Origin of the sequence: Micromonospora sp. DT4, from assembly GCF_049841675.1 — a bacterium.
GTDB lineage: Bacteria > Actinomycetota > Actinomycetes > Mycobacteriales > Micromonosporaceae > Micromonospora.
The window spans coordinates 1-768 of the sequence record NZ_JBNCKT010000329.1 but is presented as its reverse complement, the minus strand read 5'-3'; the positions used below and the strand labels follow the sequence as shown (position 1 = coordinate 768).

1 protein-coding gene is annotated in these 768 nt (G+C 62.6%); it reads right to left on the bottom strand.

Annotated features, from left to right (window positions below; genetic code table 11):
• On the bottom strand, positions 1–632 hold a 632-nt coding region (locus ACLQ24_RS29940), incomplete at its 3' end, for a hypothetical protein (protein WP_425895089.1).
• Positions 633–768: the final 136 nt, after the last annotated feature.

Sequence of the window (768 nt, the reverse complement as noted above, 5' to 3'; positions counted from 1 at the left end):
CGGTAGAGGTAGAGCGGGGGGCGGTCTGGGTTGGGGACGTGGGTGACATCCGTGATGACGTTGTCACTGTTTTCGAGGATGCGGATGTCGAGGTCGAGAGCTCGGGCCAGGACGTAGGGCATGTCGAGGCCGAGCGGCGTGTCCCAAAGATCTGCCCTCTGCGAGGCTTCCCGTAACAATTTGGCATACGACCCGGAGCTCATTGCGAGTTCGAGGATCCTCGGATCGCTTTCCGGGTGCTTTGCCGAAGCCCAGCGTTCCCTGAAATACTCGCAGCTATCCAGGTCGTCGGCTTTTTTATCGGTGAGGAACTCAGGTATTTTGCGCCGAAAGAACTGCAGCCATGTCTCCTGCGGGTCGGTGGGGTAAACCTCGGATGGCACGGAATCCATCTGCCCGATGGCGCTGTCCAGCACCGCGAGGAACAGGTTGTCAGCGTTGTTGGGTGCCGCACCGATCCGCGCCATACAATCAAAGCGGCCCGGCAATTGAATCACCGACCCGACACCTACCGCCGGCGGTGCCCCCTCAGCCGTTGGCAACCAATTCTCCCGCAAGCCGCCACCGGCCAGGCCGACATCCGACCCTACCGCATTACTGAACCCGTCATCCCCGACAGCATCGACATCCATCGCACCCAGGAAGCCTAGTGGCGCGTCCGCCCACACAGAAGCGACGACATCCTGCCCAACAGCAGCGGCAGCGGCAGCGGCAGCGGCAGCGGCAGCGGCAGCGGCAGCATCAAAAGCCAGTTCGCCGGCGCTGTGC